Here is a 21,736-nt window from a genome sequence, read left to right on the forward strand (position 1 = left end):
CGGATGACGAACCTGTTCGAACGACATCGCGTCCAGATCGTGTCCGGCGCCGTCGGTCTCGTGGCCGGAGCCGTGCTCGTCGGGGGGATCTGGGGCGTCAGCGCCGCGGTCCGCGACCCGGAGACGGTCGCAGCGCCCGTGCCGACCTCCTCGGCGACCGCCGACCCCGGCCGCACGCCGAGTGCCAGCCGCACCCCGCAGCTCGGCACGCTGGATGACGACGGCGGATCCGACAGCGGGAAGTCCGACGAGGGCGGCGGCGCCACCAGCGGCACGGCGAACGGCTCCACGGGGACGGCCACCGCCGCCCCGGCCGCCGCGTGCACGTCGCCGACCATCCGCGTCAGCACCTCGGACGCACTCACGTCCGCACTCGAGGACGCCGAGGCAGGGGACGTCATCGCCCTCGCCGACGGCACCTACGACGGGACCTTCGAGGGGACGGCGAAGGGCACGGCCAGCCAACCGATCGCCCTCTGTGGCGGGAGCGGGGCGGTCCTCGACGGCGGTGACCCGTCCGACGGCTACGTCGTGCACCTCGACGGTGGTGCCTACTGGACGCTGTCCGGGTTCACGGTGCAAAACGGCCAGAAGGGCGTCATGCTCGACGACACGCAGCACTCGGTCCTCCAGGGGCTCACGGTCCGGAAGACCGGGGACGAGGCGGTGCACGTCCGCGGCAACAGCAGCGACAACACGGTGCGCGGCAACCACGTCTCCGAGACCGGACTGCGGAAGCCGCAGTTCGGCGAGGGCATCTACATCGGCTCGTCCAAGAACAACTGGTGCGACGTGTCCGACTGCAAGCCGGACCGCAGCGACCGGAACGTCGTCACGGAGAACACGGTCACGGGCACCGCAGCCGAGAACGTGGACATCAAGGAGGGGACGACCGGTGGTGTGCTGTCGGACAACTCCTTCGACGGCGCGGGCATGCAGGGGCAGAACCATGCGGACTCCTGGGTCGACGTGAAGGGCAACGGCTGGAGCGTCACCGGGAACCGCGGGGTGCACTCGATCCTCGACGGGTTCCAGACGCACGAGCTCCTGGACGGCTGGGGCACGGACAACACGTTCTCCGGCAACACCGTGGACCTCGGCAACAGCGACGGTGTGGCCTTCGCCTTCCGCCCGGTGCTCGGCAACACGGTGTCGTGTGACAACGACGTGGTCGGCTCGAACGAGTTCTCGACCACGAAGTGCACGTCCTGATCAAAGACGGGCAAGCAGCTCGCGCCCACGTCTGAGCCGGCGGTCGGCCCGCTGACGGCCGACCGTCGCGAGGACCCCGGCGGTGAAGTCCGCCTCGTGCCGCAGGGCCGCAACGGCGTTCGCGGCGTCCAGTCCGTCCCCCAGGGACGCCTGGGCCCGGCGGAGCCGACCGAGGTGTCGGTGCGCGTCGGCGAATCCACCTGCAGCGTCGATTGCGGAGCGGAGCCGCCGCGCGGCCTTCCTGGCGTCGTGCAGCACCTCGAGGTCAGCAGACCGTGTCGCCGCGTCCCGCACCCGGCGCATGCGACGACGCTCCCGGTGGAGTCGCCGCTCGACGAAGGGTCGTACGGCGTCCCCTGCGCGCGGGCCCGGTGGTGCGTCGGCGATGAGCGCGTCGAGTGCGTCGAGTGCGGAGAACCACTCGGCAGAGCACAGCACCTCGTCGAACCCCGCCGTCGCGTCCCCGTGCGCCGACCCCATGCGGCCCACGAGTCCGGCGAGCGTCGCGTCGTCGACGAGCCCCTCCGGCGCACGGCCCGCGAGCATCTGCACCGAGGCGGCCAGGACCTCGGCGTCACGGACCGTCCCGGCTGCACGTCCGACGGCACCGAGGCTCCGTCGCACCGACTCGCTGGCGTCGCGGTCGAGCGCGCCGCGGTAGACCGCCAGGACGCTCCGGATCCGTCGGAGCGACCCTCGGAGAGCATGGACCGCGTCGGGTTCCCGGCGTCGGACGAGCGGGTCGACCCGGACCACGTCGGCGCGGAGCGTGGCCAGCGCGTCGACGACGAACCGGGCGGCCGTGCCGGATCGCGGACGGTGCGACGTGGACGGCAGGCGGAGCGGTGCGAGCCGCGGTACCGGAGCGCGGTCGGCAGCAGCAGCACCGCCGCCGTCCGTGTCCGGTCCGCCCGCGTCGGTGTCCGCATCCTCGGCCGCGTCCCGGAGCGCCCGCTCCACGCCGCGGACGAGCGCGTGGCCGCTGCCGTCGTCCGCCAGCGCCCACCAGCGACCGGCCCGGAGCACAGCCTCGTCCGGCGAGCCCTCGTCGACCCGGACGTCAGCGACCTCGGCCCGCACCCGGCCGTCCCGACTGTGCAGGACCAGGAGCGACGTCGTGGTGTCCCGCAGCCGGACGGCGGTCAGGGGCCGACCGCGCAGGTGCACCGCCAGTTCCGGGACCGGTGCGTCCGTGCTCCGGTCGGCGAGGCGCTCCGGACCCTCGCCGCGATCGACCGTCCACGTGCCGTCCTCACCGCGCACCAGCTCGACCCCGGCCGCCGCGAGCACCCCGTCGAACGTGTCCCAGACGGTCTCACGCACCATCACGTCCGGGACCCGCCCGACGACGTCCGCGTAGGGCTCGAGGGCGGGGAGTCGCCGGGCGTCCGGGACCCGCCAGGTCACGCGAGGAGCCGGGAAGTCGTCGTCGTGGGGATCGTCTCGCTGGTGCATGCGAGTCAGTGTCGTCCGGACCGCCCCGGCGCCGAGGCGGTCCCCGCGAACTGTGGACAGCCTCCCGGCCGGACCGCCCCTGTGCAGGGAGGGTGACACCGTCCTCCGCGCGATCCCGCGGACCGGCGCAGCAGCGACGGGTAGCGTCCCCGACATGACCGACGCTGTGCACGCCGACCCCTTCGAGACCGCCGTCGCCGGCTGGATGGCCGACCAACGGTGGTACGCCGCCAAGGGCGGGACCCCCAGGATCCGGGTGGTCGCCGAACAGACCGGCACCACCGCCGACGCGACGATCCGCACCCTCTTCGTGCTGGACGACGCCCCGACCGGCCCCGTCCTCTACCAGGTGCCGCTCACCGTGCGACCCGCAGCGGTCCCCGAACTCGCCCACGCCCTGGTCACCGAACTCGACGGAGCTGCGGTCTACGACGCTCCGCACGACGTCGCCTACGCGCGCTGGCTGCTCGGCCGGATCGAGGCCGACGGCGAACACATCGGGCCGGTCACGGACGCCCGCGTCCTCAGCGGCGAGCAGTCCAACACGTCCGTCATCTGCGGGACCGCCGAGAACGGACAGGTCATCACGAAGGTCTTCCGCGTCCTGCACGACGGTGAGAACCCCGACGTCACGACGCAGCGCGCGCTGTCGAGCGCCGGGTCGGTCCGCGTCCCGCGCACCTTCGGCGCCCTGGCGGGGGAATGGCCGGACGAGGGGCAGGTCGGCGGGACCGCACACGGGCACCTCGCCTTCGCGCAGGAGTTCCTGCCCGGGCTGGAGGACGCGTGGCGCGTCGCCCTCACCGCAGCCCGGAACGGCGAGTCCTTCGCCAGCGCGGCCGATCGGCTCGGTGCCGCGCTCGCCGAGGTGCACACGGTCCTCGCGGGTGCCATGCCCACGGCGACCTCCGGGCCGGACCAGGTCGACGAGGCGATCGCGACGATGCGTCGCCGCCTCGACACCGCGGCTGCCGAGGTGCCGCAAGTCGCCGAACACGCCGCCGCCGTCGGTCGCGTCTACGATCGTGCCGCCTCCGTGCCGTGGCCGACCATGCAGCGCATCCACGGAGACCTGCACCTCGGTCAGGTGCTGTCGGCCCCAGAACCCCGGGGCTGGGTCTTCCTCGATTTCGAGGGTGAGCCCCTCCGCCCGATGCCGGAACGCTCGCGGCCGGACGTCGCACTCCGCGACGTCGCCGGCATGCTCCGGTCCTTCGACTACGTCGCAGGCGCGCTGGCGCACGAGGACGAGCCGGTGGAGACGGGTGACTGGGCGCACGAAGCACGCACGGCGTTCCTCGACGGGTACGAGCGAGGCAGCGGGTCCGACCTGCGCGCACACCGCGCCCTGCTCGACGCGTTCGAGCTCGACAAGGCCGTCTACGAGGTCGTCTACGAAGCACGGAACCGACCGACCTGGGTCGGCATCCCGATCGCCGCGGTCGACCGGTTGGTCGCACGCACGGACGGTTGACGGCGAGCGGCCGCGTCCGTGGCGTGACCGGATGACGGACGGGAGGCCCGTGGCGACACCGCCACGGGCCTCCCGTCCGATCCGCCCGACTAGTTGACGGGGCCGGTGTACTTCTCGCCCGGGCCCTTGCCGGGTGCGTCCGGGATCGCGGAGGCCTCGCGGAAGGCCAGCTGCACCGACCGCAGCCCGTCGCGGAGCGGACGCGCGTGCTGGTCGCCGATCTCGGTGGCCGCGGCGGTGACGAGGCCGGCGAGCGAGGTGATGAGCTTCCGCGCTTCGTCCAGGTCGGTCTGCTGCTCCGGGTCGTCGGCCAGACCCACCTTGACGGCGGCAGCGCTGAGCAGGTGGACGGCCACGGTGTTGATCAGTTCGATCGCGGGGACCTCGGCGATGTCGCGCGCGGCCTCGTCGGACTCGTCGGATGCGGGGGCCGGGTTGCTCGGGGTGTCGGTCACGGTGCTCCTCTGCTAGACTCGCCGACGGCAGACACTGTCCGCGCGCCCGGAACCTTCCGGATGCACCCGGATCATTCCGGTTCGAACCGGGACGGCCCGGATCAGGACAGTGTCACGAAAGAGGAGTTCCTCCCACCCGCGGCTGCACCAAGGCTATCGGGTCACCACCGCTCCGCCGGGGTCCACCATGTGGGCATCGGCAGGCCGGACCGCAAGGGTCGGCGTCGGGCGGCTGCCGAACGGGTCCCGATCCGTGCGTCAGATCTCCTCTCTCGTGCCGTCGTCCCGGGCAAACGCCCCGGACGGCCACCACCTGATTGAAGGAGCTCCGCATCACCGATCCCCGTACCAACGACCGTATCCGCGTCCCCGAGGTCCGACTGGTCGGACCCCAGGGCGAGCAGGTCGGCGTTGTCCCCATCGCCGTCGCACTGCGCCTCGCGCAGGAAGCCGAGCTGGATCTGGTCGAGGTCGCGCCGAACTCGAAGCCGCCCGTCGCCAAGATCATGGACTACGGCAAGTTCAAGTACGAAGCCGCTCAGAAGGCCAAGGAAGCCCGCCGCAACCAGGTCAACACCGACCTGAAAGAGGTCCGCTTCCGCCTGAAGATCGACGTGCACGACTACGAGACGAAGCGCAAGCGCGCCGAGGGGTTCCTCCTCGGTGGCGACAAGGTGAAGGCGATGATCCTCTTCCGTGGTCGCGAGCAGTCGCGTCCCGAGCAGGGTGTCAGACTCCTCCAGAAGTTCGCGGAGGAGATCGCCGAGTTCGGCGTCGTGGAGTCCCGTCCGACCCAGGACGGCCGCAACATGACGATGATCATCGCGCCCCTGAAGAACAAGTCGGACGTCAAGGGCGAGCAGAACGCCAAGCGCGCCGCCGAGAAGGCCGAGCGGAAGGCCACCGAGCACTCCGCGAAGTCGCAGCCGGCGGACCAGGCCCCGGCCGCCCCCGCCGCAGCAGCAGCACCGGCCGACTCGTCGGCCGAATAGGTCCTCCCAGACCGCTTCCGCGCTCGACGCGGCCCCCATCCACCCCACGGAAAGGCATCAACATGCCCAAGCAGAAGACCCACTCCGGGTCGAAGAAGCGCTTCAAGGTCACCGGCAGCGGCAAGATCATGAAGCAGCAGGCCGGTATGCGCCACAACCTCGAGGTCAAGTCCTCCAAGCGCAAGGCCCGCCTCAACGAGGACCAGGTCCTCTCGAAGGCCGACGCGAAGAACGTCAAGAAGCTCCTCGGCCACTGAGTCGACCCGGATCGTAAAGGAACAGATCAATGGCAAGAGTCAAGAGAGCGGTCAACGCCGCCAAGAAGCGTCGCGTCATCCTCGAGCGCGCAGAGGGCTACCGCGGCCAGCGGTCGCGCCTCTACCGCAAGGCGAAGGAGCAGGTCACCCACTCCCTCGTCTACGCGTACCGTGACCGTCACGCGAAGAAGGGCGAGTTCCGTCGCCTCTGGATCCAGCGCATCAACGCTGCGTCGCGTGCGAACGGCCTGACCTACAACCGCCTCATCCAGGGTCTGAACCTGGCCGGCGTCGAGGTCGACCGTCGCATCCTCGCGGACCTCGCGGTCAACAACGCCGAGACGTTCGCCGCGCTCGTCGAGACCGCCAAGAAGGCCCTGCCGGCCGACACCTCGGCGCCGAAGGCAGCCTGAGCCACGTCACCCGTGCACCGGAACCCCCACTCCCTGCGGAGTGGGGGTTCCGTCGTTCCCGGCGTCGGTCGACTGCGGTCCGGTCGTGCCGGGCATCCGGTCGTTCCTAGACTGGGCACGTGAGCGAACTCCTCGAGAACCCCCGTGCCGGCCGAGTGAAGGCCGTGGCCGCCCTGGCCAAGAAGGACGTCCGTGCCGAGACCGGGCTGTTCCTGCTCGAGGGCCCGCAGGCCGTGCGCGAGGCGATCGAGTACCGCCCCGAGCTCCTCCGCGAGCTGTACGTCACGCCGACCGCGGCGGCGCGTCACGGTCTGGACGACGCCCCGGTCGACACCTGGTTCGTCACCGAGCAGGTGCTCGACGCGATGGCCGACACCGTGACGCCGCAGGGCGTGGTCGCGGTGTGCCAGCAGTTCCCGACGTCGGTGAAGGACGTCTTCCCGGACGCCCGCCTGGAGGCCCGTGCCGACCCCGACGCGTCGGGCGCCCTCCCCGGACTGGTCGCGATCCTCGAAGAGGTGCGTGACCCGGGCAACGCCGGCACGATCATCCGTGCCGCGGATGCGGCCGGTGCGGACGCCGTCGTGCTCACCGGGCGCAGCGTCGACCCGTACAACCCGAAGGTCGTCCGCTCCACCACCGGGTCGCTGTTCCACGTGCCGGTCTCGGTCGGCGTGACCCTCGTGGACGCCATCGAGCGCGCACGGGGGCTCGGCTACACGATCCTCGCGGCCGACGTCTCCGGTGATGACCTGCCGGACGTCCGGGCCGACGGCATGTTGGACGGGCCCACGGTGTGGGTCTTCGGCAACGAGGCCCGCGGGCTGACGGCAGAGGACCTGGCGCTGGTCGACCGCGCGGTGAAGGTCCCGATCTACGGCCGGGCCGAGTCGATGAACCTCGCGACCGCTGCCTCGGTGTGCCTCTACGAGAGCGCGTTCGCGCAGCGGACCCGTTCCTCCACAGCCACGGACTGACTCGCCTCCGTCCACGATGGGGCGGTGGAGGGCGACGGTATCCCAGCGGCCGGTAGGCTTGGCTCTCGTGTCAGAACCTCTCGAGATCAGCGAACCGGCGGTCGCCGGCGCCGTGGAAGCGGCCCTCGCCGCCGTCCGCGCCACGACGACCGTCGCCGAGCTCAAGCAGGCCCGTGCCGAGCACACGGGCGAGCAGTCGACGCTCGCCCGGATGAACGCGTCGATGCGCAGCGTCCCGCCGGAGCAGAAGGCCGCCGCGGGCAAGCTCGTCGGTCAGGCCCGGAGCCAGGTGAACCAGGCGATTGCCGCGCAGGAGTCAGTCCTCGCCGAATCCGAAGAGCGTGCACGTCTCGACGCCGAGCGTGTGGACGTCACCGCGCTGCCGTCTCGCCACACGCCCGGTTCGCGGCACCCGCTGTCGGTCCTCAACGAGACCGTCGCCGACGTCTTCGTGGGGATGGGGTGGGAGGTCGCAGAGGGCCCCGAGCTCGAGCACGAGTGGTTCAACTTCGACGCCCTCAACTTCGACCAGGACCACCCGGCACGGGCCATGGCGGACACGGTGTTCGTCGAGCCCGTCGACCGGCACCTGCTGATGCGCACGCACACCTCACCGGTCCAGGTGCGGTCATTGTTGTCCCGTGACCTGCCCCTCTACGTCATCGCCCCGGGCCGCGTGTACCGCGCCGACGAACTCGACGCCACGCACCTGCCGGTCTTCACCCAGGTCGAGGGCATCGCGATCGACAAGGGCCTGACGATGGCGCACCTCCGCGGCACGCTCGAGCACTTCGCCCGTCAGGTGTTCGGTGACGAAGCCCAGATCCGACTGCGTCCGAACTACTTCCCGTTCACCGAGCCGAGCGCCGAGATGGACGTCTGGCAGCCGAACGCCAAGGGCGGCGCGCGGTGGGTCGAGTGGGGTGGCTGCGGCATGGTCAACCCGAACGTCCTGCGGGCCGCCGGCATCGACCCGGACGAGTACCAGGGCTTCGCCTTCGGCATGGGCATCGAGCGGACGCTGCAGTTCCGCAACGGCCTGAACGACATGCGTGACTTCCTCGAGGGCGATCTCCGCTTCTCGCAGCAGTTCGGAACGGTGGTCTGATGCGCGTCCCACTCCGCTGGCTCGGCGAGTCCGTCGACCTGCCCGACGACGTCTCACTCGAGCACGTCCACGCCGCACTGGTGTCGGTCGGGTTCGAAGAGGAAGCCGTGCACACCTTCGACCTGACCGGACCCGTCGTGGTCGGTCGGGTGCTCGAGCGTGTCCCGGAGCCGCAGAAGAACGGCAAGACGATCAACTGGTGCCAGGTGGACGTCGGCGAAGCCGAACCCCGCGGCATCGTCTGCGGTGCCCACAACTTCGACGTCGGCGACCTCGTCGTCGTGACCCTGCCCGGCGCCGTGCTGCCCGGGCCGTTCCCGATCGCCGCACGCAAGACCTACGGCCACGTGTCGGACGGCATGATCGCGTCGGCGCGTGAACTCGGACTCGGCGACGAGCACGACGGCATCCTCCGGTTCGCCGACCTCGGCATGGAGCCCGAGGTCGGGGCGGACGCCATCGCGCTGCTCGGCCTGGACGACGCCGCCGTCGAGATCAACGTGACGCCGGACCGCGGCTACGCCATGAGCATGCGCGGGGTCGCTCGTGAGTACGCGCACGCCACCGGGGCGACCTTCTCGGACCCGGTCGACCGCGTCCTACCGCGCACCGGCGAGGGCTTCGCGGTGACGATCGACGACGCCGCACCGATCCGCGGCCGCATCGGGGCCAGCACCTTCGTGACGCGGGTCGTTCGCGGCATCGACGCCAGCCGCCCCACCCCCGCCTGGATGGTCGCCCGTCTGTCGCTCGCCGGCGTCCGCTCGATCTCGTTGCCCGTCGACATCACCAACTACGTGATGTTCGAGCTCGGCCAGCCGCTGCACGGGTACGACCTCAGTACCGTCCAGGGCGGGCTCGCCGTCCGCCGGGCCACCGCCGGGGAACGGCTCACCACGCTCGACGACGCGGAGCGCGAGCTGGACGCCGAGGACCTGGTCATCGCCGACGACGCCGGGGCCGTCGGCCTCGCGGGTGTCATGGGCGGTGCCCGGACGGAGATCACCGCGTCGACGACGGACGTCCTGATCGAGGCCGCCGGCTTCGACCAGGTGTCGATCGCCCGGACCGCGCGGCGCCACAAGCTGCCGAGTGAGGCATCGCGCCGGTTCGAGCGTGGCGTCGACCCGCTCGTCGCCGAGGCCGCGGCGAACCGGGCCGTCGAACTGCTCGTCGACCTCGCCGGCGGCGCACCGGACGCGCTCGGATCGACCCTCGTCGACGAGTCGCCTCGCCGCACCGTCACCATGCGTCTCGGTCGAGCCGCTGCACTGATCGGCGTGGACTACACCGACGCCGAGGTGCTCGACACCCTCCGTGCGATCGGCGCGTCGGTCGACGTCGACGGTGACCTGCTCGTCGTCACCCCGCCGAGTTGGCGCCCCGACCTGGTGGACGACGTCTCCCTGGTCGAGGAGATCGCCCGCATCGTCGGGTACGACCGCATCCCGAGCGTCCTGCCGATCGCGCCGCCGGGTCGTGGGCTCACGCGGCACCAGCAGGCGCGTCGCCGTGTCTCGGCTGCTCTGGCCGCCGCCGGTCTGACCGAGGTCGTCACGGCACCGTTCGTCTCCGCCGCCACCGCTGCCGCGTACCCGGGCATCGACCCCACCGGCGGGCCGAGCGTCGTCCTGGCGAACGCACTCGACAGTGCGCAGGACCACCTGCGTCGGAGCGGTCTGCCCGCCCTCGTCGACGTGGCACGGCGGAACGTGTCCCGCGGACTGGTCGACGTCGCCGTGTACGAGACGTCCCGGGTGTTCCTGCCCGAGCCCGGCGTCGAGCTCGGGACGACCGACGTCCCCGCCGGCGCCGAGCGCCCGGTGCCCGAGACCCTCGCCGCCCTCGACGCGTCGCTGCCGCCGCAGCCGTTCCACGTCACCGCGCTGCTCCTCGGCAACGCCGTGCTCAAGCAGCCCGGTGCCGCGGTCGAGACGTTCGGCATCGCCGACGCCCTCGACGTCGCCCGCACGGTGGCCTGGGCCGTCGGTGTCGAGCTGACCATCACGCAGACGAGCCACCCGGCGCTGCACCCCGGACGCGCGGCATCACTGCTCGTCGGTGACACGGTCGTCGGTGTGGCGGGCGAGCTGCTGCCGGAACGGACGGCAGACGCCGATCTGCCCCGGGTGGTGGCCGTCGTCGAGCTCGACCTCGACGCCCTGGTCGCCGTTGCCCCGGAACTCGTGCACGTCTCGGCGATCGTGTCCTACCCCGCAGCGACGCAGGACCTGTCCCTGGTGGTGGACGTGTCGGTGCCCGCCGGTGACGTCCTGACCGAGGTGCGCGCTGGTGCCGGAGACCTGTTGGAGTATGCTCGGCTCGTGGATGACTACCGCGGTGCCGGCGTGAACGAGGGACAGAAGTCCCTGACGTTCGCCCTGCGCTTCCGTGCCACGGACCGCACGCTGACCGCTGCCGAGGCCTCCGAGGCCCGTGACGGCGCTGTCCGACGTGCCGGCGAGCGATTCGGGGCGACCCTGCGCGACTGATCCACGACGGATCACCGCCCGGGGTCGCCGCCTCCGACTCTCTCGACGAACAGTCCGACCAAAGGTGGAACCCATGTCCGTATCCGTCGCCGTGGCGGGAGCCAGCGGCTACGCGGGTGGCGAGTTGTTGCGCATCCTCTCCGCTCACCCCGAGTTCGACGTCAGGACGGTGACGGCGTTCTCGAACGCCGGACAGCCGCTCATCGCGACGCAGCCGCACCTCCGGTCGCTCGCGCACCTCACCCTGGTGGAGACGACGGCCGAGAACCTCCGCGGTCACGACGTGGTGTTCCTCGCACTGCCGCACGGCCAGTCCGGCGCGATCACCGCCGAACTCGACGCGGACACCCTCGTGGTGGACTGCGGCGCAGACCACCGCCTGACGGACGAGAGCGCCTGGGCGGCCTTCTACGGTGGCGACTTCCACGGCGCATGGACCTACGGCCTGCCCGAACTGCTGCACGCTCCGCCCGCCCCGGGTGCCGCGGAGGAGTGGCGCGACGTCGACGACATCGTCGCCCAGGGCCGGCAGCGGACCGAGTTGGCCGCGACCAAGCGGATCGCCGTCCCCGGCTGCAACGTCACCGCGGTGACGCTCGGCATCCAGCCCGGTGTCCAGGCCGGGCTCGTCGAGTCCGACGACATCGTCGCCGTGCTCAGCGTCGGCCCGAGCGGTGCCGGCAAGAAGCTCGAGCCGACGTACCTCGCCGCCGAGATCATGGGCTCGGCCAGCGCGTACGCGGTCGGCGGCAGTCACCGGCACGTCCCGGAGATCCAGCAGAACCTCCGGGTGGCAGGGGCCTCGGACGTGCGCATCTCGTTCACCCCCGTGCTCGTGCCGATGGCCCGTGGGATCCTCGCCACGACGACCGCGCGCCTGGCACCCGGTGTCACCGCGCACGACGTCCGCTTCGCCTGGGAGCAGGCCTACGCGGACGAACCGTTCGTGCACCTGCTGCCCGAGGGCGTCTTCCCGCGGGTGGCGGACACGATCGGTGCCAACACCGCCCTGGTCGGCATCGCGGTCGACGAAGCGGCCGGTCGGGTCGTCGCCGTCACCGCGCTCGACAACCTCGCCAAGGGGACCGGCGGCGCAGCCGTGCAGTCCGCGAACATCGCGCTCGGGTTCCCCGAGACGCTCGGCCTCAGCGTGGACGGAGTCGCCCCGTGACCGACATCACCGATGCATCGGGCGCGGACGACGCCGCCACGGGCCTCCGGTCCGCTGACGGCGCGCTGCAGGGCGTCACCGCTGCGGCGGGCTTCCGGGCCGCCGGCGTCACCGCGGGCCTGAAGGCGAGCGGCAAGCCGGACGTGGCGCTCGTCGTCAATGACGGCCCGTCCGACGCCGTGGCCGCCGTCTTCACTTCGAACCGCGCTCAGGCGCACCCGGTGATCTGGTCCCGCCAGGTCGTGGGGGACGGGGTGGCGCGAGCCGTCTTCCTCAACTCGGGAGGCGCGAACTGCTTCACGGGTCCGTTCGGCTTCCAGACGACGCACCTGACCGCAGAGGCGGTCGGTGACGCCATCGGGATCGGTGCGGGTGACGTCGTCGTCTGTTCGACCGGCCTCATCGGTGTCGGCGACCAGACTTTCCGTGACGGCGTCCTCCGCGGCGTGACGCTCGCGGCCGACGCCCTCACCGACGGCGGGGGAGCGGACGCCGCCACGGCGATCATGACGACCGACACGAAGCCGAAGCAGTCCGTCGTCTCGGTCGACGGCTGGACGGTCGGCGGGATGGCGAAGGGCGCGGGCATGCTCGCGCCGGGCCTGGCGACGATGCTCGTGGTCATCACGACGGACGCCTCCCTGACCTCCGACGAACTCGACCAGGCACTGCGCGCCGCGACCCGGGTCACCTTCGACCGTGTCGACTCAGACGGCTGCATGTCGACGAACGACACCGTCGTGCTGATGTCGTCCGGCGCGTCGGGAACGACCCCCGAGGTCGGCGACTTCCGGGAGGCCCTGACCGCCGTCTGCGCGGACCTCGCCCGGCAGCTCCAACAGGACGCCGAGGGCGCCGCGCACGACATCGCGATCGAGGTCGTCGGTGCCGTGAGCGAGGACGACGCGGTGGCGGTCGGCCGGAGCGTGGCCCGGAACAACCTCTTCAAGGCGGCCGTCTTCGGCAATGACCCCAACTGGGGTCGGGTCCTCGCCGCGATCGGCACGACCGATGCCGAGTTCGACCCGTACGCGGTCGACGTCTCGATGAACGGCATCCGGGTCTGCCATGCCGGCGCTCCGGACCAGCCGAGCGACAGCGTCGACCTCAGCCCGCGGGACACCCATGTGCTGATCGACCTGGGGGTCGGGCCGCACGCGGCGACGATCCTGACGAACGACCTGACGCACGACTACGTCCACGAGAACAGCGCGTACTCCAGCTGATGAGCGATCCGGACCTCTCGAAGGAAGAAGAGCACGAGCTCGCGACCGTCAAGGCTGCGACGCTCATCGAGTCCCTGCCGTGGTTGAAGCGGTTCTCGGGCAAGATCGTCGTCGTCAAGTTCGGCGGCAACGCGATGGTGAACGACGACCTGAAGCGTGCGTTCGCCGAGGACATGGTGTACCTGCGGTACGCCGGACTGCACCCGGTCGTCGTGCACGGCGGCGGTCCGCAGATCTCGGCGGCGCTCAAGGAACAGGGCATCGAGTCCGAGTTCCGTGGCGGCTACCGCGTCACCACGACCGAAGCGATCACCGTCGTCCGCGACGTGCTGGCGGGCGAGGTGAACCGCGAGATCGTCGACCTCATCGACGAGCACGGTGCCGGCCTCGGCGTCGGGGTGTTCGGCGACGGCGGGTCGCTGTTCACCGGCGAGAAGAAGGGCGTCGTCGTGGACGGCGAGCACTTCGACCTCGGTCACGTCGGCGACATCACCCACGTCGATCCGTCCGGCGTCCTCGCGGCGATCCGGGCCGACCGCATCCCGGTGGTGTCGAGCATCGCGATCGACGACGCGCACCCGGACCAGGCGCTCAACGTGAACGCCGACGCCGCTGCGGCCGCGCTGGCGATCGCGCTCAACGCGTCGAAGCTGATGATGCTGACCGACGTCCCCGGCCTGTACCGCAACTGGCCCGACCGGGACTCGATCATCGACCTCATCGCCGTCGAGGAACTCCGGCAGCTGCTGCCGTCCCTCGAGTCGGGGATGATCCCGAAGATGACCGCGTGCCTGGACGCCGTGGTCGGCGGCGTCGGCGGCGCGACCATCATCGACGGTCGCATCCCGCACTCGATCCTGCTCGAGGTCTTCACCCTCCGCGGTGCGGGCACCGAGGTGATCCCGGACCCGAGCCGACGGACCGAGAACCAGAACACGCACGCCGAGATCGGCCGCCGCGCCGCCGGCGAGCACACCACCCCGCACCACGACGAGAAGGGCACACCACGGTGAGCACCCAGACGCAGACCGAGACCTGGAACGACCGGTTCGGGGCGTCGCTCATGCGATCCCTGACCCCGCCGAAGATCATGCTCGAGCGCGGCGAGGGCTGTCGCGTCTGGGACGTCGACGGCAACGAGTACCTCGACTTCCTCGCCGGCATCGCGGTGAACTCGCTCGGCCACGCCCACCCGGCGCTGGTCGAGGCCATCAGCGACCAGGCAGCCAAGCTGGTGCACGTGTCGAACTACTTCGCCACCCCGCCGCAGCTCGAGCTGGCGGAGCGCCTGAAGCGCATCTCCGGCGCCGGCGACGCCGGCCGCGTGTACTTCGGGAACTCCGGCGCGGAAGCGAACGAGGCCGCGTTCAAGCTCGCACGGCTGAACCGCGGGACGGACGGTCGCAAGACCCGGATCCTCGCGCTGCAGCAGGCGTTCCACGGCCGGACCATGGGAGCGCTCGCCCTGACCGGCAAGCGCGCTCTGCAAGAGGACTTCCTGCCGATGATCCCCGGAGTCGAGCACATCGAGACCTCCATCGAGGCCCTCGAACGCTCGATCGACGACACCGTCGCGGCTCTCATCCTCGAGCCGATCAAGGGCGAGGCCGGCGTGGTCGACCTGCCCGAGGGCTTCCTGCAGGCCGCTCGGACACTGACGGAGGAGCACGGTGCACTGCTGATCCTCGACGAGATCCAGACGGGCATCGGCCGGACCGGGGCATGGTTCGCGTTCCAGAACACCGGCGTGACCCCGGACGCCATCACCGTGGCCAAGGGCATCGCCGGCGGGTTCCCGATCGGCGCCCTCGTGACCTTCGGTGCGGCGTCCGACCTGTTCTCGGCCGGCCAGCACGGGTCGACCTTCGGCGGCAACCCGCTCGGCACGAGGGTCGCCAACGCGGTCCTGGCCGAGATCGAGCGAGCCGGTCTCGTCGAGGGCGCCGTCATCAAGGGGGAGCGGATCCGCGCGGGCATCAGCGCGCTCGGCTCCGACCTGGTGGAAGAAGTCCGCGGGAGCGGCCTGCTCATCGGCGTCGGCCTGCGCCAGCCGGTCGCCGCGGCCGTGTCCGCCGCCGCGCTCGACCGCGGTCTCATCATCAACGCCCCGAACGAATCGAGCCTGCGCATCGCGCCGCCGCTCATCGTGTCCGACGACGAGATCGACGAGTTCCTCGCGATCCTCGCGCAGAGCATGGCGGCCGTCACGGGCGCCGACCAGGAGACCACCGCATGACCCGCCACTTCCTCCGGGACGATGACCTCACCCAGGCGGAGCAGTCCGCCATCCTCGACCTCGCCGTCGAGATGAAGCGCGACCGTTGGGGGAGCAAGCCGCTCGCCGGCCCGCAGAGCGTCGCGGTGATCTTCGACAAGTCGTCGACCCGGACCCGCGTGTCCTTCCACGTCGGCATCAGCGACCTCGGCGGCAGCCCGTTGATCATCTCGACCGCGAACAGCCAACTCGGCGGCAAGGAGACCCCGACCGACACGGCTCGCGTGCTCGAGCGCATGGTGTCGGCCATCGTGTGGCGCACCTACGGCCAGGCCGGGCTCGAGGAGATGGCCGCGAGCACCACCGTGCCCGTCGTCAACGCCCTCTCGGACGACTTCCACCCGTGCCAGCTGCTCGCCGACCTGCTGACCATCCGTGAGCACCGCGGCGCCCTCGCCGGTCAGACCATCGCCTTCGTGGGTGACGGGGCCAGCAACATGGCGCACTCGTACCTGCTCGCCTGCGCGACCGCCGGGATGCACGTCCGCGTCGGAGCCCCCGCCGAGTTCGCCCCGGCCGCCGAGGTCGTCAGCGACGCCGAAGCCCGCGCCGCGGAGACCGGCGGCTCGGTGCTGGTCGTGACCGACCCGGTCGCAGCGGTCGCCGGCGCCGACGTCGTCGTCACCGACACCTGGGTGTCGATGGGCAAGGAGGACGAGAAGCAGCAGCGCCTCGAGGTCTTCCACGGCTACCGCGTCGACGACGACCTGCTCGCGCACGCCGCCGCCGACGCCGTGTTCATGCACTGCCTGCCCGCCGACCGCGGCTACGAGGTCACCGCCGAGGTCATCGACGGGCCGCGCAGCATCATCTGGGACGAGGCGGAGAACCGCCTGCACGCCCAGAAGGCCCTGCTCGCCTGGCTCCTCGCCGCCAACGCCCCGACCGCCGCAGACGTGGCGACCCCCGGCAACTGACAACCACCACCACACAGGAGAGAACCCATGGCAGACCGCGTCGTACTCGCGTACTCAGGAGGGCTCGACACCTCCGTCGGCATCGGCTGGCTCAAGGACGCCACCGGCAAAGAGGTCGTCGCACTGGCGGTGGACGTCGGCCAGGGCGGCGAGGACATGGACGCCATCCGGCAGCGCGCGCTCGACTGCGGTGCGGTGGAGTCCGTCGTCATCGACGCCAAGGACGAGTTCGCGGACGACTACCTCGTCCCCGCCCTCAAGGCGAACGCGCTGTACCAGAAGCGCTACCCGCTGGTGTCCGCGTTGAGCCGCCCGCTCATCGCGAAGCACCTCGCCCTCACCGCCAAGCAGCTCGGGGCCGACAGCGTCGCGCACGGCTGCACCGGCAAGGGCAACGACCAGGTCCGCTTCGAGGCCGCCGTCGCCGCCATCGCTCCGGACCTGACGAGCGTCGCCCCGGTCCGCGACCTCGCCCTGACCCGTGACAAGGCGATCGTCTACGCGCAGGAGCACAACCTGCCGATCCTGCAGAGCAAGAAGTCCCCGTACTCGATCGACCAGAACGTCTGGGGTCGTGCGGTGGAGACCGGGTTCCTCGAGGACCCGTGGAACCCGCCGATCGAGGACCTCTACGCCTACACGCAGGACCCCTCCGTCCCGCGGGACGCCGACGAGGTCACCATCACGTTCGAGCAGGGCGTGCCGGTCGCGATCGACGGCCAGCGCTTCAGCGTCCTGCGCATCGTGCAGGAGCTCAACGCCCTCGCCGGCAAGCACGGCGTCGGCCGCATCGACGTCGTCGAGGACCGTCTCGTGGGCATCAAGTCGCGCGAGGTCTACGAGGCCCCGGCAGCGATGGCGCTCATCGCCGCGCACGAGGAGCTCGAGAGCCTCACCCTCGAGCGTGACGTGAACCGCTACAAGCGCGGTGTCGAGTCGGAGTGGGCCGACCTGGTCTACGACGGCCTCTGGTTCGGTGGGCTGAAGCGCAGCCTCGACGCCTTCATCGACTCCACGCAGGAGTACGTGTCCGGAGACATCCGCCTGCAGCTGCACGGTGGTCGTGCCACGGTGACCGGTCGTCGTTCGGAGCAGAGCCTCTACGACTTCGACCTCGCCACCTACGACACCGGCGACACGTTCGACCAGTCGCTGTCCAAGGGCTTCATCGAACTGTGGTCGCTGCCGAGCAAGATCTCCGCTCGCCGCGACCTCGCGAACTAGCCGGAACACAGCACAGCACCACCCTGTCGGACGGGCCGGAGCGAACCGCCCCGGCCCGTCCGACGCCATCTGACCACCACTCACCACGCAGGACGACATGACGGACGTGCCCCGGGCCTCCCGGCCGGAAGAAGCCAGCAGCAAGACCGACGCGACGAACACGGGCGCTCTGTGGGGTGGTCGCTTCGCCGACGGTCCGAGCGCCGAGCTCGCAGCGCTGTCGAAGTCGACCCAGTTCGACTGGCAGCTGGCACCGTACGACCTCGCCGGTTCCCGGGCGCACGCCAGGGCGCTGCAGACGGCCGGCTACCTGACGGGCGATGAACTGGACCGGATGCTCGCGGGGTTGGACCGTCTCGAGGCGTCGTTCCTCGACGGCTCCCTCCAGCCGGCGGACTCCGACGAGGACGTGCACGGCGCCCTGGAGCGCCTGCTCATCGCCGACGTCGGTCCGGAACTCGGCGGGAAGCTCCGGGCCGGTCGCAGCCGCAACGACCAGATCGCGACCCTCGGCCGGATGCACATGCTCGACCACGCGCGCCGGATCGGTCGCCTGGTCATCGACCTCGTCGACGCGATCAGCCAGCAGGCGTCCGAGCACGAGGGCGCGATCATGCCGGGGCGGACGCACCTGCAGCACGCGCAGCCCGTCCTGCTCGCGCACCACCTGCTCGCGCATGCCTGGCCGCTCGTCCGCGACCTCGAACGGCTGCGCGACTGGGCCGGCCGCGCCAGCGTGAGCCCGTACGGGGCCGGTGCGCTCGCGGGGAGCTCGCTCGGCCTCGACCCGACGGCGATCGCCCACGAGCTGGGCTTCGACCGTCCGGCTGACAACTCGATCGACGCGACCGCCGCTCGTGACGTCGTGGCGGAGTTCGCCTTCGTCCTGGCGCAGATCGGCATCGACATCTCGCGTCTCGCCGAGGAGGTCATCCTCTGGAACACCAAGGAGTTCGGTTTCGTCCGGCTCCACGATGCCTTCTCGACCGGGTCGAGCATCATGCCGCAGAAGAAGAACCCGGACATCGCTGAACTGGCGCGCGGGAAGTCCGGCCGACTGATCGGCAACCTCACGGGGCTCCTCGCCACCCTCAAGGGCCTGCCGCTCGCGTACAACCGGGACCTGCAGGAGGACAAGGAGCCCGTGTTCGACTCCGTCGCCCAGCTCGAGGTCCTGCTGCCCGCGTTCACCGGAATGGTCGCGACACTGTCCTTCGACACCGCTCGGATGGCGGAGCTGGCGCCGCAGGGCTTCTCGCTCGCGACAGACGTCGCCGAGTGGCTGGTCCGTCAAGGTGTGCCGTTCCGCGACGCGCACGAGGTGTCTGGTGCGCTCGTGCGGTACTGCGAGGGGCGCGGCATCGACCTGGACGATCCGACGGACGAGGAGTACGCGTCCGTCTCATCGCACCTGACGCCGGACGTCCGAGCGGTCCTCACCATCGAGGGCAGCGTCGCTTCGCGTCGTGGCGTGGGCGGAACCGCTCCGGAGCGGGTCGCCGAGCAGCTCGCCGCCGTGACACGGTCAGTGGCTGAGATCGCCGCGGGGACGCCCTTCGCTCGATGACCGGAACGCTCGGACCAACGGCAACGGCAACGGCAACGGCAACGGCGACGGCGACGGAGCGATGACGACCACCGCGCTCCTCACCGTGCTGTCCGAGCCCGCCCCGGTCTCCGCCCCGGCCCTCCTCGGCGCCACCGTGGCGGGCAAGGGCGTCACGCTCCGCATCACCGAGGTCGAGGCCTACTTCGGCCCCACCGACCCCGGGTCGCACGGGCATCGCGGGATGACGGCTCGCAACCGACACCTCTTCGGCCCACCGGGCACCCTGTACGCGTACCGGTCCTACGGCATCCACACCTGCGTCAACATCGTGAGCGGACCGGACGGCGTCTCGTCCGGGTCGTTGCTCCGAGGGGCCGAGGTCGTCGCCGGCGTCGAGACCGCACGCCAGCGGCGCGGTCCGTCCGTCGCCGACGTCGCCCTCGCGCGCGGACCGGGCAACCTCGGCGTCGCACTCGGCGCCGTCCTCGGCGAGGACGACGGGACGTCCCTCCTCGACGGCTCCGGCCCGTACCGCCTCGCCCTGGCACCCGGACTGGAGGCCCGACTCGCCTCCTCGACGCCGGCTGCGGTCATCGACGACCTCCTGGCCGCCGGCACGGTCGCGTGTGGACCACGCACCGGGGTCGGCGGTGTCGCTGGTGGCACCTCGTTCCCGTGGCGTTTCTGGCTGCGGGACGAACCGACCGTCTCCGCGTACCGGCGTCACAAGGGCGCCGTCGACTGAAGGGTGTGCCGCTGCGCCGGTACGATGACGGGGTGTCCAGTGATACCGCTCCCGATGTCCTGACGCGCCAGCAGAACGACCCGACCTTCGCCTCGGTGTGGGACGAGCTCCGCTGGCGTGGTCTGGTGCACGTCTCGACCGATGAGACCGCCCTCAAAGAGGCCCTCGACGCCGGACCTGTCACGTACTACTGCGGCTTCGACCCGACGGCTCCGTCGTTGCACTGCGGCAACCTGCTGCAGCTCCTCACGATGCGCCGGCTCCAGCTGGCAGGACACAAGCCGCTCGCGCTCGTCGGCGGGTCGACCGGCCTGATCGGTGATCCGCGTCCGACGGCGGAACGCACGCTCAACACCCGCGAGACCGTCGTGGAGTGGGTCGGTCGTCTGCAAGCGCAGGTCTCCCGCTTCCTCAGCCCCGACGGTGAGAACGGCGTCCGCCTGGTGAACAACCTGGACTGGACAGCACCGCTGTCGGCCATCGACTTCCTGCGCGACATCGGCAAGTACTTCCGCGTCAACTCGATGCTGAAGAAGGACGCCGTCGCCGCCCGGTTGAACTCCGACGCAGGCATCAGCTACACGGAGTTCAGCTACCAGATCCTGCAGGGGCTGGACTTCCGCGAGCTGTACCGGCAGTACGGGTGCACGCTGCAGACTGGCGGATCCGACCAGTGGGGCAACCTGACCTCGGGGACGGAGCTGATCCGGCGTACCGAGGGTGTGGCCGCGCACGCGCTCGGGACGCCACTCATCACGAACTCGGACGGCACGAAGTTCGGCAAGAGCGAGGGCAACGCGATCTGGCTCGACGACGCGATGACGTCGCCGTACGCCTTCTACCAGTTCTGGCTCAACACGGCGGACGCCGACGTGATCGCCCGTCTCCGGGAGTTCACGTTCCTGTCGCGTGCCGAGATCGAGCGGCTCGAGCAGGCGGTGGCCGACGAGCCGTTCCGCCGGGAGGCCCAGCGCACCCTGGCAGTCGAGGTCACCACCCTGGTCCACGGCGCGGACGCGACGCAGGCGACCATCGATGCGTCGGCGGCACTGTTCGGCAACGGTGACCTCGCTGCTCTGGACCCCGAGACCCTCCGTTCCGCGATCGCGGAGCTCCCCGGGTCCGTCGCCATCGAGGGAGCCGCGGACCTCGCTCGTGCCCTGGTCGAGACGGAACTCGTCAAGTCCCTCGGTGAGGCACGGCGTGCGATCACCCAGGGCGGTGTCTACGTGAACAACGAGCGAGCTGAGGACCCGGCGGCGACCTTGGCGTCCCTTGCACTGCCGGCGGGTGTGCTCGTCCTCCGACGGGGGAAGAAGACCCTGGCTGGCGTGACGGTGTCCTGACCCAGGCCCCCTCCGTGTGTTGCAGTGTGCGACACGCCCGGGATGTGGGGTGGGTTGGTGGTGGGGGTGGTGGCTGCGTAAAGTAATCCCTCGTCACCCCAAAGGTGCGGCGGAGCGGCTGGAGCGAAAGCCCAGAGCACGTCGGCCCTCAAGCGGGACCATCCTCCACTGGAGATCAGATCTGGCCTTGTGCTGGTTCGCTTCGACGCTTAGGATGACTACTCCACCGGTTCTCTCCTTCGGGATGAGCCACTGGATCTGGTTGCACGGTTGTGTGGCTGGGTTCGACGACATCGGTGGGTTCGAGAACGACAGCCTCTCTGGCGTGACATCGTGATGGTGTTGTGTGGGGAGTGCGTCTGGTCCTTGAGAACTCAACAGCGTGCACATTGTCAATGCCAATTTTATTGACCTCGTGCTCGATCGGTTTCGGCTGGTCGGGTCATGA

Annotated in this window: 19 protein-coding genes; 17 read left to right on the forward strand and 2 right to left on the reverse strand. The window is 70.7% G+C overall.

All coding sequences use genetic code 11. The features are described from left to right. Window positions 1-3 precede the first annotated feature (3 nt). Entirely contained in the window at window positions 4-1,212 is a 1,209-nt protein-coding gene (locus DEJ25_RS14535) for a right-handed parallel beta-helix repeat-containing protein (protein ID WP_111045140.1), read from the forward strand. Here the strand turns inward: DEJ25_RS14535 and DEJ25_RS14540 are convergent, their stop codons facing one another. Continuing rightward, entirely contained in the window at window positions 1,213-2,667 is a 1,455-nt protein-coding gene (locus DEJ25_RS14540; protein WP_181427461.1) for a CHAD domain-containing protein, read from the reverse strand. It abuts the gene before it with no gap. Window positions 2,668-2,821: 154 nt separating this feature from the next. Here DEJ25_RS14540 and DEJ25_RS14545 point away from each other — a divergent pair, with 154 nt between their 5' ends. After that, a complete protein-coding gene (locus DEJ25_RS14545) occupies window positions 2,822-4,141 on the forward strand; it encodes a phosphotransferase (RefSeq protein WP_110904971.1) in 1,320 nt (439 codons plus the stop codon). An 89-nt stretch (window positions 4,142-4,230) separates the two neighbouring features. Here the strand turns inward: DEJ25_RS14545 and DEJ25_RS14550 are convergent, their stop codons facing one another. Beyond that, a complete protein-coding gene (locus DEJ25_RS14550) occupies window positions 4,231-4,596 on the reverse strand; it encodes a DUF1844 domain-containing protein (protein WP_110904972.1) in 366 nt (121 codons plus the stop codon). Window positions 4,597-4,913: 317 nt separating this feature from the next. On the opposite strand from DEJ25_RS14550, the gene infC reads away from it, so the two are divergent. The 15 genes from infC to tyrS all read left to right on the forward strand — a co-directional run bounded on the left by infC (window position 4,914) and on the right by tyrS (window position 21,288). After that, window positions 4,914-5,588 carry a translation initiation factor IF-3 gene (infC, locus tag DEJ25_RS14555; RefSeq protein ID WP_110904973.1) on the forward strand — a complete coding sequence of 225 codons (675 nt, stop codon included), beginning with the start codon at window positions 4,914-4,916 and terminating at the stop codon, window positions 5,586-5,588. A gap of 62 nt (window positions 5,589-5,650) precedes the next feature. Continuing rightward, a complete protein-coding gene (gene rpmI, locus DEJ25_RS14560) occupies window positions 5,651-5,845 on the forward strand; it encodes a 50S ribosomal protein L35 (RefSeq protein ID WP_110904974.1) in 195 nt (64 codons plus the stop codon). 29 nt (window positions 5,846-5,874) lie between these two features. Then, on the forward strand, window positions 5,875-6,258 hold the full coding sequence (gene rplT / locus DEJ25_RS14565; protein ID WP_110824044.1) for a 50S ribosomal protein L20: 384 nt from the start codon (window positions 5,875-5,877) through the stop codon (window positions 6,256-6,258). A gap of 119 nt (window positions 6,259-6,377) precedes the next feature. Beyond that, a complete protein-coding gene (locus DEJ25_RS14570; RefSeq protein ID WP_110904975.1) occupies window positions 6,378-7,235 on the forward strand; it encodes an RNA methyltransferase in 858 nt (285 codons plus the stop codon). A gap of 67 nt (window positions 7,236-7,302) precedes the next feature. Further along, on the forward strand, window positions 7,303-8,343 hold the full coding sequence (gene pheS, locus DEJ25_RS14575; RefSeq protein WP_110904976.1) for a phenylalanine--tRNA ligase subunit alpha: 1,041 nt from the start codon (window positions 7,303-7,305) through the stop codon (window positions 8,341-8,343). After that, window positions 8,343-10,835 carry a phenylalanine--tRNA ligase subunit beta gene (gene pheT, locus DEJ25_RS14580; protein ID WP_111045142.1) on the forward strand — a complete coding sequence of 831 codons (2,493 nt, stop codon included), beginning with the start codon at window positions 8,343-8,345 and terminating at the stop codon, window positions 10,833-10,835. The genes pheS and pheT overlap by 1 nt, the downstream gene beginning before the upstream one ends. A gap of 73 nt (window positions 10,836-10,908) precedes the next feature. Then, on the forward strand, window positions 10,909-12,006 hold the full coding sequence (locus DEJ25_RS14585; RefSeq protein WP_110904978.1) for an N-acetyl-gamma-glutamyl-phosphate reductase: 1,098 nt from the start codon (window positions 10,909-10,911) through the stop codon (window positions 12,004-12,006). A gap of 65 nt (window positions 12,007-12,071) precedes the next feature. Continuing rightward, window positions 12,072-13,232, forward strand: a complete 1,161-nt coding sequence (gene argJ / locus DEJ25_RS14590) for a bifunctional glutamate N-acetyltransferase/amino-acid acetyltransferase ArgJ (protein ID WP_110904987.1) — start codon at window positions 12,072-12,074, stop codon at window positions 13,230-13,232. After that, window positions 13,232-14,245 carry an acetylglutamate kinase gene (argB, locus tag DEJ25_RS14595; protein WP_110904979.1) on the forward strand — a complete coding sequence of 338 codons (1,014 nt, stop codon included), beginning with the start codon at window positions 13,232-13,234 and terminating at the stop codon, window positions 14,243-14,245. Before argJ ends, argB begins: the two co-directional genes overlap by 1 nt. Further along, window positions 14,242-15,468 (forward strand): acetylornithine transaminase, encoded by a 1,227-nt coding sequence (locus DEJ25_RS14600; RefSeq protein WP_111045143.1) that lies wholly within the window; start codon window positions 14,242-14,244, stop codon window positions 15,466-15,468. Before argB ends, DEJ25_RS14600 begins: the two co-directional genes overlap by 4 nt. Next, on the forward strand, window positions 15,465-16,424 hold the full coding sequence (gene argF / locus DEJ25_RS14605) for an ornithine carbamoyltransferase (protein ID WP_111045144.1): 960 nt from the start codon (window positions 15,465-15,467) through the stop codon (window positions 16,422-16,424). The genes DEJ25_RS14600 and argF overlap by 4 nt, the downstream gene beginning before the upstream one ends. Before the next feature lie 27 nt (window positions 16,425-16,451). Beyond that, window positions 16,452-17,648 (forward strand): argininosuccinate synthase, encoded by a 1,197-nt coding sequence (locus DEJ25_RS14610; protein WP_110904982.1) that lies wholly within the window; start codon window positions 16,452-16,454, stop codon window positions 17,646-17,648. A gap of 97 nt (window positions 17,649-17,745) precedes the next feature. Then, complete coding sequence (gene argH, locus DEJ25_RS14615) at window positions 17,746-19,215, forward strand: argininosuccinate lyase (RefSeq protein WP_258366517.1); 1,470 nt, start codon at window positions 17,746-17,748, stop codon at window positions 19,213-19,215. Window positions 19,216-19,276: 61 nt separating this feature from the next. Beyond that, complete coding sequence (locus tag DEJ25_RS14620) at window positions 19,277-19,942, forward strand: DNA-3-methyladenine glycosylase (protein ID WP_111045145.1); 666 nt, start codon at window positions 19,277-19,279, stop codon at window positions 19,940-19,942. 32 nt (window positions 19,943-19,974) lie between these two features. Next, on the forward strand, window positions 19,975-21,288 hold the full coding sequence (gene tyrS, locus DEJ25_RS14625) for a tyrosine--tRNA ligase (RefSeq protein ID WP_111045151.1): 1,314 nt from the start codon (window positions 19,975-19,977) through the stop codon (window positions 21,286-21,288). Window positions 21,289-21,736 lie beyond the last annotated feature (448 nt).

Source organism: Curtobacterium sp. MCPF17_011, assembly GCF_003234145.1.
Taxonomy (GTDB): Bacteria; Actinomycetota; Actinomycetes; order Actinomycetales; family Microbacteriaceae; genus Curtobacterium.

What these genes read in the sequence shown, in the direction of transcription:
- argH (WP_258366517.1), top strand. Translation starts at nt 17,746, where the DNA reads ATGACGGACGTGCCCCGGGCCTCCCGGCCGGAAGAAGCCAGCAGCAAG.
- rpmI (WP_110904974.1), top strand. Translation starts at nt 5,651, where the DNA reads ATGCCCAAGCAGAAGACCCACTCCGGGTCGAAGAAGCGCTTCAAGGTC.
- DEJ25_RS14545 (WP_110904971.1), top strand. Translation starts at nt 2,822, where the DNA reads ATGACCGACGCTGTGCACGCCGACCCCTTCGAGACCGCCGTCGCCGGC.
- argB (WP_110904979.1), top strand. Translation starts at nt 13,232, where the DNA reads ATGAGCGATCCGGACCTCTCGAAGGAAGAAGAGCACGAGCTCGCGACC.
- DEJ25_RS14620 (WP_111045145.1), top strand. Translation starts at nt 19,277, where the DNA reads ATGACGACCACCGCGCTCCTCACCGTGCTGTCCGAGCCCGCCCCGGTC.
- DEJ25_RS14540 (WP_181427461.1), bottom strand. Translation starts at nt 2,667, where the DNA reads ATGCACCAGCGAGACGATCCCCACGACGACGACTTCCCGGCTCCTCGC.
- pheT (WP_111045142.1), top strand. Translation starts at nt 8,343, where the DNA reads ATGCGCGTCCCACTCCGCTGGCTCGGCGAGTCCGTCGACCTGCCCGAC.
- rplT (WP_110824044.1), top strand. Translation starts at nt 5,875, where the DNA reads ATGGCAAGAGTCAAGAGAGCGGTCAACGCCGCCAAGAAGCGTCGCGTC.
- DEJ25_RS14535 (WP_111045140.1), top strand. Translation starts at nt 4, where the DNA reads ATGACGAACCTGTTCGAACGACATCGCGTCCAGATCGTGTCCGGCGCC.
- argF (WP_111045144.1), top strand. Translation starts at nt 15,465, where the DNA reads ATGACCCGCCACTTCCTCCGGGACGATGACCTCACCCAGGCGGAGCAG.
- DEJ25_RS14585 (WP_110904978.1), top strand. Translation starts at nt 10,909, where the DNA reads ATGTCCGTATCCGTCGCCGTGGCGGGAGCCAGCGGCTACGCGGGTGGC.
- DEJ25_RS14610 (WP_110904982.1), top strand. Translation starts at nt 16,452, where the DNA reads ATGGCAGACCGCGTCGTACTCGCGTACTCAGGAGGGCTCGACACCTCC.